The sequence below is a fragment of the Myxococcus sp. MH1 genome (genome assembly GCF_059738865.1).
On record NZ_AP026947.1, the window covers coordinates 3,578,379 to 3,589,683 of the forward strand.

Genomic DNA, 11,305 nt, shown 5'->3' on the forward strand with positions numbered 1-11,305 from the left:
TCACGGCGGCGAGGGCTTGCACAAGGAGCCGTCGGCGAGCTTCGCCAGGCGCTCGCGCAGGACGTGCTCCTGCTCCGTGCTGCGCTGCTCGCGCAGGTGTCCCAGCGCGCGGTGCTCCAGTTGGAGGGCCTCCTCGCAGCGCCCCTGTCCCGCGAGCGCCAGCGCCAGGGTGTCCAGCGCGGAGGGGCTCCACGGCGCCAGCGACACGGCCCACTGGGCCAAGGGCAGCGCCTCCGCGGAGCGGCCCTGGGTGACGTACAGCCACGCCAGCCCCTTCGTGGCGGGGATGCTCCGCGGCTCCAGCGAGAGGGCCTTCTTGTAGGCGGCCTCGCGCTCCTCCTGGGCGGCCTCGTCCGACTCCAGCGCGGCGCCGAGCAGCAGCCACGCGCCGCTGTCATCGGGGTGGGCGCGCACCGCGGTCCTCGCGAGCGTGAGCTTCTCCTCGCGCGAGGCCTCGGCGGACTTCACCGCCAGGGCCGGGAGTCCCTGGGGGTCGATGCGCAGGGCCTCGTCCAGCTCCTTGCGGGCCAGCACCTGGCGGTTCTTCACGAGCGCCGCCTGCCGGGCCATCGACGCCCCCAGCGCGGCCAGCTTCGAGCGCGTGGCGTGCACCTCCGCGTCCTCCAGGGTTCGCTCGACGAAGGCCAGGTCCGTGGGTGGCACCACCACCTGCCGTGGCGGGGGAGGGCGCCCTCGGAGGTATTCCCAGAGCGTCTGGTCCATCGTGCCCTGGGCCAGCTCCGGCAGAGCCCCGCGGAGGGCCTCGTCGGGCGCCATCCCTTGGGACAGCCGCGTCTGGAATTCAGCGAAGCGCTCGGCGCGCTCGTGGATGAGCCAGTGCACCAGCGCCCAGCTCCCCGCGTACATGGAGGAGAGCTCGCGGTCCTGCTCCTCGAAGTTCAGCCCCGGCTCCCAGGCGAGGGTGCCTGGAACCACGCCACCGCCCTGGGCGCTGTCCACCGATTCGCGCAGCATCCGGGCCGCCACATAGGTGGCATCTTTGTTGGGGACGCCCAGCACGGCGCTCCTTCCGTCCGCCGTGAGCTGCGCGGTCTCCAGGTACTCGGCGAGCCCCTCGGAGAGCCACAGGGGCTGGCGCAGCAGGACGTAGGAGCTCAGGTAGTGCGCCAGCTCGTGGTTGAGCCGCGAGGAGGCGTCCATGGACAGGGCGGAGTAGCGACGCGCCCACGCCGAGGGTGGGCCGGACAGGACGATGAGCGCCTCGGTCTCCGAGCGGTGGTAGAGCGCCTGCACGCGGCGCGGGTAGAGACCCTTGAACTCCTTCCAATCCGCGAGCACGTAGACGGACAACTTCGCCATTGGCTGTCGGAGCGCGGAGGGCCACATGCCCGCGAGCAGCACGATGCGCATGCGCTCCAGCTCTCCCATCGCCTCGCGAGCCTGCTCGGGAGGCAGGTCCGTGCGCAGCGTGTAGTGCTCGCTGTCCAGCTCCACCCAGCCGCGCCCTCCCTCGCCGGGGCAGCGCGTGAAGCGCGGGCCGATGACGCAGCCCGAGGCGCCCAGCCACAGCGCCAGTATCAGCAGGGACAGTCGCAAGCGCTCGTACACGAAGACACACACTCGTCGGGCTGGAGGTTGAAGTCCCGACAGCGTAGCGCGCTTCGATATGCGTGGGGATTGCTCTCGTTTCCTCGAAGGTCTCCCGGAAAGGAAGCGACATGATGACTCGAACACAGGTCCGCGGACGCGGGCTGCTGGGTTTGGTGTGCGCGCTCTGGATGGTGTCGTCCGGATGCTCCGACGCGGTCCGTCCCGAGGTACCGGAGGTGACGCTGGAGGGGTCCATCGTCGCCATCCCGAGGACGCTGGAGCCCGGCGCCATCGAGCGGCTGCGCTCGGGGCTCGGCTCGGCGGCCACGGGCCTTCAGGACGACTCGCCCGGCACGTTCTACCTGGCGCTGCGCAGGAGCGAGCTGGGCAAGCGCTGGTTCATGTCTGTCTATCTGGAGCAGCACGCCCCGGAGAGCCTCGTCGGCCGCAGCGCCACCTCCGTGGGTGTGCGCGTGGTGTCCTTCAAGGAGCAGAACGGCAAGCTGTATGCGTTCGACGTGGATGACGGCAGGGCGCGCAGCACGCTCTTCAAGCCCGAGGAGATCATCGAGGCGTGGCCCGTCATCGAGGACCACCCGGGCTTCTCGCGCCTGCGAGGCTCGGACCAGTACGTGCTCTTCGATCCGGCCGCGGGGCTGGACCGGGTGATGGGCATGGATGCGTTCAGCCGCACCTTCTACGGGGCAGGGTTCTCGGTGGAGCTGGCGTTCGCGCAGCGCTTCCGCGCGCTGAAGGATGGGGTCTCCTTCCAGAAGGTCATCACCGGCCATGCGAACTTCAACTTCGGCCTCGAGGGGATGCCCGACGACTTGTTCCGTGTCACCGCGACGGTGGGCGTCGCGCTGCGTCGCTACGAGGAGGGGCAGGGCTTCACGCCCATGCGGATGCCCCCGACGCCGGAGCACTTCTTCGTCAGAGCCTCCCGCCTCATCCCGAACTCCGGCGGGCTCTCCGAGGAGCTGGTGGGCAAGTGGAACATCCGCCCCGGCATGAAGCCCATCACCTGGGTGCTGAGCGACACGCTGCGCACGACCCAGGCGGACCCCCGCTACCAGGCCTACGACCTCATCGGCGCGGTGAAGAAGGGCGTGGAGCAGTGGAACCAGGCCTTCGGCTTCACGGTGTTCACCACGCGCATGGCCGAGCCCGGCGAGTCCTTCGGAGACGACGACAAGAACTTCATCCTCTTCGACCCGGACCCGAACGAGCACGCGGCGTTCGCGGACTCGCGCACGAATCCGAACACGGGCGAGACGCTGGGGGCGAGCGTGTACATCAACAGGGGGTGGCTGGACTACGCCATCGCGTTCATCGGCGCGTCACCGACCGGGGCCGTGCCCGCGGTGGCGCCCCGGCCGGAGAAGGCCCTCCAGCTCTCCTGGAACGGCATGACGGCCTCCCACCTGTGCGAGATGCACCTGTCGGACGTGGCGGCGAGCTTCTCCGACTCCCTCCGAGCGCAGGCGTCCTCGCTCGACGAGCTCCCCGTGCCCTCGATGGAGAAGCGGGTGGAGCGCTTCTTCACCGTCGTGGTGATGCACGAGGTGGGGCACACGCTGGGGCTGCGGCACAACTTCAAGGGCTCGTTCGCGAAGCCGTCCAACTCGGTGATGGAGTACACGTACGCGCCGGAGCAGGAGCTGCAGGGCGGCGCGGTCGGCCCCTATGACGTCGCCGCCGTCCGCTACCTGTATGGGCTGTCCTCCGCTCCGCCCACGGAGCCGTTCTGCATGGACTCGGACTTGCTCAGGGACCCAGACTGCACCCGGTACGACGCGACGCCCGCGCCGCTGGAGCTCTTCTTCGGCCCCGCCTATCGACAGGCGCTCGTGGAGCACCTGGCCACCGCCAGCCCGCGTCCCGGCGACACCCAGCTCAATGGCGTCCTGCAGTACCTGCGGGCGGCGCGCACCTCCGCGCAGCGCGTCCGGGCCTGGGACTTCGCCATGCAGGGGCTGGAGGCGCCCATTGCTCCGGAGGTGCTGGCGGCGACCCCGGGCTACGGCGCGAGGGCCGACGCCATGACTCGCGTCGTGTTCCAGCGCCTCTACCTGGACGCGCCGTCGCTGCGGGGCATGCTGAGGAGCGACCCCCGCCCGGACGCGCTGCTGACGCCCCTGATTCTCGCGCAGCTGCGCGCCAACCTGCTCGACCTGGATGGTGTGCGCACCTTCGCCACGCGGAAGGTGATGGTGCGGATCCTCAAGCAGCTCCAGACCTTCGAGGCCTACGCCATCCTCCGGGAGGGGCGGCTCGCGGTGGAGGCGCAGCTGCCCGGCCTCTCCGGGCGGCAGCTGCTCGAGGCGGAGGACCTGGCCGCGCTGCTTGGCCAGGCGACCTCGCCGTACTTCAACAACTAGCCCGCGCGGGGCTCAGCGACGGGGGTGGCGGGACATCTCGATGTGCGGGATGCCGTCCTCGTCGTAGACCTCGCCCTCCGCGACGAAGCCGAGGCTCGTGTAGAAGGCCCGCAGGTAGTCCTGGGCGGAGATGCGGATGGTGGCGTCGGGGTACAGGGCCTCGAGTCGCGCGAGGCCGCGCTCGGTCAGCTCCCTGCCCAGTCCGCGTCCCCGGGCGCGCGGCGAGGTCACCACGCGGCCCAGGCTCGCGGCGCCGGGGAACTTCACGTCGGGCGGGAGGATGCGCAGGTACGCACAGAGCAAGCGCTCCGGGCCCTCTCCCTCGTGGGCGAGCAGGTGCAGCGAGCTCGGGTCCAGGCCATCGACGTCCTGGTAGATGGAGCGCTGCTCCACCACGAAGACCTCCTGCCGCAGCGCGAGCACCGCGTACAGCTCCTCGAGCGTCAGCTCCGCGAACGCCTTCCATTGCCAGCTGGGCATGGGCGGGCGTCTATCACGGATGGCCCCCGTGGAGCGGCGTCGACCGGGCGTTGCCTTCTTCGGAGGTGTCCCCGCGATGCGCTCGGGTGTGGCCGGGGACCATGGAGTCGACCTGGCGCCAACGGTGAGCTGACCCGTGTGGGCATGGCCAGCGCGGCGGCAGCGACTCATCGCCCCTGGCGACGCGGACCGCGTGGTTGTCGCCGACGCGCTGCATCGCAACGACTCGGCGACGTCGGCGAGCTGATGCTCGCTCGCCACGGCAACGCCTGGGGGGACTCCAGGCCTCATCGGGCGGCGGCCCGCTCGCCAGCCTGGCCGGCGGGGCGGAGTCCCGCTCCTGGGGCGGGGAGGGCGGGCAGGGAGGCTGGGCAAGTTGGCGGGGTGGCCATTATACGTAGGCCGCCATGAGCCAATCGCCGCTGACGTCACCCGTGCCTGGAGCCGCCGAGGACGTGGAGGCGCTGGCCTCGTTGCTGCGAGGACGGCGCACGGTGGTGCTCACCGGCGCCGGGTGCAGCACGGAGTCGGGCATCCCCGACTATCGCGGCCCGGGCACCCGCGCCCGCGCGCGCAACCCCATCCAGCACCGCGAGTTCCTCCAGCGCCCCGAGGTGCGGGCCCGCTACTGGGCGCGCAGCCTGCTCGGCTGGCCCCGCTTCGCCGCCGCCCGTCCCAACGCCGCGCACCAGGCGCTGGCCGCGCTGGAGCAGGGCGGCCATGTCCAAGGGCTCATCACCCAGAACGTGGACCGGCTGCACCACGCCGCGGGCAGCTCGCGCATCATCGAGCTGCACGGCGCGCTGGCCCGCGTGCGCTGCCTGGACTGCGGGGCGCAGGAGGCGCGCGTCGACCTGCAGGAGCGTCTCTTGTCGCTCAATCCGGACTTCACCCACCAGGTGCTGGAGCTGCGGCCGGACGGTGACGCGGAGCTGAGCTCGGAGGCGCTCCAGTCCTTCCGGGTGCCCGCGTGCCTGCGCTGCGGCGGGACGCTGAAGCCGGATGTGGTGTTCTTCGGGGACAACGTGCCCGCGCCCACGGTGGCGGATGCGTTCGGGTTGCTGGAGGAGGGGGACGCGCTGCTGGTGGTGGGCTCGTCGCTGGCCATCTACTCCGGCTATCGCTTCCTCGTGCGCGCCTCCGAGCGACAGGTGCCCATCGCCATCCTCAACCTGGGCGAGTGTCGCGGCGTGGAGCTGGCGGACCTGTGTATCGAAGCGAGCGCGGGGGACGTGCTGCCCCGGCTCGCCTCGCGACTGACGCGGGCCTGAGGTCGCGCGTCAGGGGATGCGCACGTGGGCGGTGAGGTGGTCCACGAAGGCTCGCACGCGCGAGGGCAGGTGGCCTCCCTGGCTCATGAAGAGGATGTGGATGGCCTCGGTGTCGCCGGGGTTGTGCGCCTCGAGCACGGGCACGAGGTGTCCCTTGTCCAGGTCGTCCTGCACCTGGAAGCGCGCCAGCCGCGCCAGCCCGACGCCGGCCAGGGCGAGCTGTCGCAGCGCCTCGCCGTCACTCGCCTGGACGTTGCCGATGGGCGGCACGGCGAGCTGCGTGTCCTCTTCCTTCAGGGGCCAGCCCTCGATGGCGCGCGCGTAGCTGAAGCCCAGCCGGTTGTGGGCGCCGAGCTCCTCGGGCGACTGGGGCAGGCCGTGACGCTTCACGTAGTCCGGTGAGGCGACGATGACCATCCGCGTCTCGCCCAGGCGGCGCGAGGTGAGCTGGGAGCTCTTGAGCTGGCCGTGGCGGATGGCCACGTCGGTGCGCTCGTCGAGCAGGTCGATGAGCTGGTCCGTCAGAACCAATTCCACCGACACCCCGGGGTGACGGGCGAGGAAGCCGGGCAGCAGGGGGATGAGCAGCACGCGGCCGAAGGCGGCGTTGGTGTTGACGCGCAGGCGGCCTCGGGGCTCGTCGCTCGTGGCGGCGCCGCGCTCGGCCTCCTCCAGCTCGGCGAGGATGCGCACGCTGCGCTCATAGAAGCCGCAGCCCTCCGGGGTGAGCTGGAGCGCGCGGGTGGAGCGGTTGACCAGGCGGGCTCCCAGTCGCTGCTCCAGGCGGGCCACCAGCTTGCTCACCGCCGAGGGCGTCATCCGGAAGGCGCGGGCCGCGGCGGAGAAGCCGCCCAGCTCCACCACCTTCACGAAGACCTCCATCTCTCCGAAGCGATTGACGTCGAGTCGAGCCATGGTGAGCCGAAGTCACAAGTCCTGTTCCGCACGGCGCTCTACCGCACGGAAATCGTGCCGTCCATACAAGGGCCCATCCACTTCTTCATCGGAGGGCCACGAAGCCATGCCGCTGGCCTTGTTCGCATTGACCGTGGGCGCCTTTGGAATCGGCGTCACGGAGTTCGTCATCATGGGGTTGTTGATGGAGGTGGGCGCTGACCTGGGCGTCTCCATCTCCACGGCGGGGCTGCTCATCTCCGGCTACGCGCTGGGCGTGGTGGCCGGGGCGCCCGTGCTCACGGTGCTGACGGGACGCTGGTCCAGAAAGCACGTGCTGCTGGGATTGATGGTCATCTTCACGGTGGGCAACGTGCTCTGCGCGCTGGCGCCCACGTACGGCACGCTGATGGCAGCCCGGGTGCTGACGGCGCTGTCGCATGGGACGTTCTTCGGCGTGGGCTCCGTGGTGGCGACGGGGTTGGTGCCGGTGGACCGGCGTGCGTCCGCCATCGCCATCATGTTCACCGGCCTGACGGTGGCGAACATCCTCGGCGTGCCGCTGGGGACGTGGCTGGGGCAGGCATCTGGCTGGCGCGCGACGTTCTGGGCGGTGGCGCTCATCGGGCTCGTCGCGGTGGCGGTGATTGCGGTGTACGTGCCGAAAGATGGCGCGCCGGAGGAGCCGGGGGATTGGCGCGCGGACTTGCGAGCCCTGGGGCGGCGGCCGGTGTTGCTGGGGTTGTTGACGACGGTGCTCGGGTTCGCCGGGGTGTTCGCCGTGTTCACCTTCATCGCGCCGTTGCTGACGCGGCTGGGTGGGTTCTCGGCGTCGGCGGTGTCACCCATCCTGCTGGTCTTCGGGGGCGGGTTGGTGGTGGGGAACCTGGTGGGCGGGAAGCTGGCGGACCGGAGGCTGGTGCCGTCGATTCTCGGGACGCTCGCGGTGCTGGCGGTGGTGCTCTTCGGGATGACGTTCGTCTGGGAGGACCGCGTGCTCACCGTCATCGCGGTGGGGGTGTTCGGCGCGGCGGCCTTCGCGACGGTGCCGCCGCTCCAGATGTGGGTGCTGGAGAAGGCGCGAGGGGCGGGGCAGAGCCTCGCGTCGAGTCTCAACATCGGCGCGTTCAATCTGGGCAATGCGCTGGGGGCGTGGTTCGGCGGGGTCGTCATCGACGACGGACCGGGTTTGGGAGCCATCACCTGGGTGTCCGCGCTGGTGCCGGTGTCCGCGATTCTCGTCGTGCTGGTGGCGCTGTGGATGGAGTCGCGTGAGCCGCGCTCCGGCGCGGTGCTGCATGGGAGCCTGCAATGAATGCACAGGACAAGGTGGCGCTCGTGGTGGGGGCGCAGGGTGTCATCGGGAAGAACCTCATCGAGCACCTGGCGTCGCTGGGAGACTGGGAGGTCATCGGCCTGTCGAGACGCGGGGGCGAGTCGGCGGGGCGGGTGCGGCACGTGAAGGTGGACCTGCTCGACGCGGAGGACTGCCGGGTGAAGCTGGCGGAGCTGGGGCGGGTGACGCACGTCTTCTATGCCGCGTATCAGGACCGGCCGACGTGGGCGGAGCTGGTGGCGCCGAACCTGGCGATGCTCGTGAATGTCGTGGAGGCCATCGAGCCGGTGGCCCCGGGGCTGCGTCATGTCAGCCTGATGCAGGGCTACAAGGTGTATGGCGCGCACCTGGGGCCGTTCAAGACGCCGGCGCGGGAGACGGACCCGGAGCACATGCCTCCGGAGTTCAACGTGGACCAGCAGCGCTTCCTGGAGCAGCGTCAGCGGGGCAAGGCGTGGACGTGGTCGGCCATCCGTCCATCGGTGGTGGGAGGCGTGGCGCTGGGCAATCCGATGAACCTGGCGTTGGTGCTCGCGGTGTATGCGTCCATCTCGAAGGAGCTGGGGTTGCCCTTGAGGTTCCCGGGGAAGCCGGGGGCGTACCATGCGCTGTTGGAGATGACGGACGCGGGCCTGCTCGCGAAGGCCACGGTGTGGGCGGCGACGGAGCCGCGGTGTGCGAATCAGGCGTTCAACATCAACAACGGAGACCTGTTCCGGTGGAGCGAGCTGTGGCCGAGCATCGCGCGCTACTTCGGGTTGGAGGCGGCGCCGGGGTTGCCCATGTCGCTGGACGTGGTGATGGCGGACAAGGGGCCGCTCTGGGACGCGATGACGGCGAAGCACGGGCTGGCGGGGCATTCGTACCAGGACGTGTCGTCGTGGCGCTTCGGTGACTTCGTCTTCTCGTGGGACTACGACATGTTCGCCGACGGGACGAAGGCGCGCCGCTTTGGTTTCCACGAATTCGTCGACACCCAGGCCATGTTCTTTCGCCTCTTCGACGAACTGCGACGCATGAAGGTCATCCCGTAGGCGCGCACCGTCGACACGTGTGATGGAATCCCCGAGACGACTCGAGCGCCTCGGGAGGCACGACAGTGGGCGAGAATCCGATGCAACAAATTATCGATTTCATCCTGGAGCTGGACAAGCTCAAGGGCGTGACTCGCAAGGTCAAGCCGCTGGGGCTGTCGCGGTACGAGAACTCCGCGGAGCATAGCTGGCAGCTCGCGATGCTGGCCCTCTCGCTCTCCGCCTATGCACCCGCGGGCACCGACATGGACCGGGTGGTGCGCATGCTGCTCGTGCACGACGTGGGAGAGATCGACACCGGTGACACGCTGGCCTTCGTCGAGGGCGGCTGGAAGGAGCGCAAGGCGGCCGAGCTCGCGGCCGTGGAGCGCATCTTCGGAATCCTGCCCGAATCCCAGGGCCCGCTCTTCCTGGCCCTGTGGCGCGAGTTCGAACAGGCAGAGACGCCCGAGTCCCGCTATGCCAACGCCGTGGACCGCGCCATGCCCGTCCTCCTCAACCTGTCCAACGAAGGGCAGAGCTGGCGCGAGAACGGCGTCAGCCACGCCCGCGTGGTGGCTCGCATCGCTCCGCCCATCCAGGCGGGTTGCCCCGCCCTGTGGACCTACCTGGAAGCCCGCCTCGAGGACGCACGCCAGCGCGGCTGGTTCGGCGCCTGAGCTTCACGCGGCCTGGGGACTTCGCGGTGCGCCCACGTGCCCCGCTCGCACCACGTAGTCCCCGAATCCCTCCCCAGGCCGCCGCTCTCGCGCATACGCGGCGAACAGCGGCTCGAGCGTGTCGAGGATGGCCGCCTCGTCGACGTTCTCCCGGTACAGCCGATTGAGCCGCTGCCCTCGACCGTCTCCACCCAGGTGCAGGTTGTAGCGGCCCGGTGCCTTGCCCACGAGTCCAATCTCCGCGAGGTACGGCCGCGCGCACCCATTCGGACAGCCGGTGATTCGCAGCAGGATGTTCGCGTCCTGGAGGCCATGCGCCTTCAACCGCGCCTCCACCCGCTCCACGAACGTCGGCAGGTAGCGCTCGGCCTCCGCCATCGCCAGTCCACACGTGGGCAGCGCCACGCACGCGAGCGCGTTGCGCCTCAGCGGGCTCGCCGTCCGGAAGCCCTCCAGCCCATGCTCCCGGACGAGCGCCTCGATGCGCTCCCGCGACTCCGGCGGAATCCCCGCGATGATGAGGTTCTGGTTCGGCGTCAGCCGGAAGTCACCCGAGTGGATGCGAGCAATCTCCCGCAGGCCCGTGAGGTGCGGCGCCCCAGGCATGTCCGCCACGCGCCCGCTGTCCAGGTGCAGCGTCAGGTGCCACCGCCCGTCATGGCCCTCACGCCAGCCGAAGCGGTCCCCGTTGTGCTCGAAGGTGAAGGGCCGCGCGGGCTCCAGCGCGAACCCCAGCCTGCGCTCCAGCTCCTCCGTGAACCACGCGACGCCCTTGTCCTCCAGGACATACTTGAGCCGCGCGCGCTTGCGATTGCCCCGGTCTCCGAAGTCGCGGTGGATCTTCAGCACCTCCTCCGCCACGACCAGCATCTGCTCCGGCACCACGAAGCCGATGACATCCGCGAGGCGGGGGAACGTGCTCGCGTCTCCATGCGTGGCCCCCAGGCCGCCACCCACCGTGACGTTGAAGCCCTTCAAGGCTCCGTCCTCGAGGATGGCGATGTAGCCCAGGTCCTGGGCGAAGAGGTCCACGTCGTTCTCCGGCGGCACCGCCACCGCCGCCTTGAACTTCCGTGGCAGATACGTCGCGCCGTAGAGCGGCTCGTCCTCGCCTCCGCCCACCTTCTCCTCTCCGAGCCACAGTTCATGGTACGCGCGCGTCTTGGGCAGCAGGTGCTCGGACAGGCGCACCGCCCAGTCGTGGACGACCTCGTGCACCCGGGTGTCCACCGGGTTGGGGTTGCACAGCACATTGCGGTTGACGTCACCGCAGGCGGCCAGCGTGTCGATGAGGGCCGCGTTGATGCGCGCGATGGTCGGCTTGAGGTCTCCCTTGAGGATGCCGTGCAACTGGAAGGCCTGCCGGGTGGTGATGCGCAGCGTCCCGTTGGCGTGCTCACGCGCGAGCCCGTCCATCACCAACCACTGCGACGCCGTGCACACGCCGCCGGGCAATCGGGTGCGCAACATGAAGCTGTAGTCCGGCTCCAGCTTCTGCTGCCGACGCTCCTCGCGAGCGTCCCGGTCGTCCTGCTGATAGCTGCCATGGAACTTGATGAGGCTGGTGTCGGCGGGGGCGATGGCGCCCGTCACCGGGTCGGCCAGGCTCTCCGCAAGCGTGCCGCGCAACAGGCGGCTGTTCGCCTTGATGTGTTCGACATCCGAGAGGGGCTTGGGCTGGGGGCTCATGTCTTCGCTC

The 11,305-nt window shown here is 70.0% G+C and carries 9 protein-coding genes; 5 read left to right on the forward strand and 4 right to left on the reverse strand.

The features are described from left to right. Positions 1-1,569, reverse strand: coding sequence for a DUF1570 domain-containing protein (locus AC6JA9_RS14380; protein WP_497959940.1), 1,569 nt, complete (start codon positions 1,567-1,569; stop codon positions 1-3). Positions 1,570-1,679: 110 nt separating this feature from the next. On the opposite strand from AC6JA9_RS14380, the gene AC6JA9_RS14385 reads away from it, so the two are divergent. Further along, positions 1,680-3,932: a zinc-dependent metalloprotease gene (locus tag AC6JA9_RS14385; RefSeq protein ID WP_497959941.1), complete on the forward strand. Its 2,253-nt coding sequence runs from the start codon at positions 1,680-1,682 to the stop codon at positions 3,930-3,932. Between the two features lie 12 nt (positions 3,933-3,944). Here AC6JA9_RS14385 and AC6JA9_RS14390 read toward each other — a convergent pair whose 3' ends face one another. Beyond that, on the reverse strand, positions 3,945-4,412 hold the full coding sequence (locus AC6JA9_RS14390; protein WP_497959943.1) for a GNAT family N-acetyltransferase: 468 nt from the start codon (positions 4,410-4,412) through the stop codon (positions 3,945-3,947). A gap of 407 nt (positions 4,413-4,819) precedes the next feature. Here AC6JA9_RS14390 and AC6JA9_RS14395 point away from each other — a divergent pair, with 407 nt between their 5' ends. Then, a complete protein-coding gene (locus AC6JA9_RS14395; RefSeq protein ID WP_223751303.1) occupies positions 4,820-5,683 on the forward strand; it encodes an NAD-dependent protein deacetylase in 864 nt (287 codons plus the stop codon). Positions 5,684-5,692: 9 nt separating this feature from the next. Here AC6JA9_RS14395 and AC6JA9_RS14400 read toward each other — a convergent pair whose 3' ends face one another. Further along, positions 5,693-6,598 carry a LysR family transcriptional regulator gene (locus AC6JA9_RS14400; protein ID WP_267696935.1) on the reverse strand — a complete coding sequence of 302 codons (906 nt, stop codon included), beginning with the start codon at positions 6,596-6,598 and terminating at the stop codon, positions 5,693-5,695. A 106-nt stretch (positions 6,599-6,704) separates the two neighbouring features. Between AC6JA9_RS14400 and AC6JA9_RS14405 the strand changes: the two genes are divergently transcribed. From AC6JA9_RS14405 to AC6JA9_RS14415, 3 genes are all read left to right on the forward strand, one after another. Then, the gene (locus AC6JA9_RS14405) at positions 6,705-7,892 is read left to right on the forward strand and encodes an MFS transporter (protein ID WP_497959944.1); all 1,188 of its coding nucleotides are present in this window, start codon (positions 6,705-6,707) and stop codon (positions 7,890-7,892) included. Further along, complete coding sequence (locus AC6JA9_RS14410; RefSeq protein WP_426747007.1) at positions 7,889-8,947, forward strand: SDR family oxidoreductase; 1,059 nt, start codon at positions 7,889-7,891, stop codon at positions 8,945-8,947. The genes AC6JA9_RS14405 and AC6JA9_RS14410 overlap by 4 nt, the downstream gene beginning before the upstream one ends. Positions 8,948-9,027: 80 nt before the next feature. After that, positions 9,028-9,606 carry an HD domain-containing protein gene (locus tag AC6JA9_RS14415; RefSeq protein ID WP_497959946.1) on the forward strand — a complete coding sequence of 193 codons (579 nt, stop codon included), beginning with the start codon at positions 9,028-9,030 and terminating at the stop codon, positions 9,604-9,606. Between the two features lie 3 nt (positions 9,607-9,609). Here AC6JA9_RS14415 and cysI read toward each other — a convergent pair whose 3' ends face one another. Further along, positions 9,610-11,295 (reverse strand): assimilatory sulfite reductase (NADPH) hemoprotein subunit, encoded by a 1,686-nt coding sequence (cysI, locus tag AC6JA9_RS14420; RefSeq protein ID WP_497959947.1) that lies wholly within the window; start codon positions 11,293-11,295, stop codon positions 9,610-9,612. Positions 11,296-11,305 lie beyond the last annotated feature (10 nt).

Excerpts from the sequence above, each read along its gene's own strand:
- AC6JA9_RS14385 (WP_497959941.1), top strand. The coding sequence starts at position 1,680 with ATGATGACTCGAACACAGGTCCGCGGACGCGGGCTGCTGGGTTTGGTG.
- AC6JA9_RS14390 (WP_497959943.1), bottom strand. The coding sequence starts at position 4,412 with ATGCCCAGCTGGCAATGGAAGGCGTTCGCGGAGCTGACGCTCGAGGAG.
- AC6JA9_RS14395 (WP_223751303.1), top strand. The coding sequence starts at position 4,820 with ATGAGCCAATCGCCGCTGACGTCACCCGTGCCTGGAGCCGCCGAGGAC.
- AC6JA9_RS14400 (WP_267696935.1), bottom strand. The coding sequence starts at position 6,598 with ATGGCTCGACTCGACGTCAATCGCTTCGGAGAGATGGAGGTCTTCGTG.
- AC6JA9_RS14405 (WP_497959944.1), top strand. The coding sequence starts at position 6,705 with ATGCCGCTGGCCTTGTTCGCATTGACCGTGGGCGCCTTTGGAATCGGC.
- AC6JA9_RS14410 (WP_426747007.1), top strand. The coding sequence starts at position 7,889 with ATGAATGCACAGGACAAGGTGGCGCTCGTGGTGGGGGCGCAGGGTGTC.
- AC6JA9_RS14415 (WP_497959946.1), top strand. The coding sequence starts at position 9,028 with ATGCAACAAATTATCGATTTCATCCTGGAGCTGGACAAGCTCAAGGGC.
- cysI (WP_497959947.1), bottom strand. The coding sequence starts at position 11,295 with ATGAGCCCCCAGCCCAAGCCCCTCTCGGATGTCGAACACATCAAGGCG.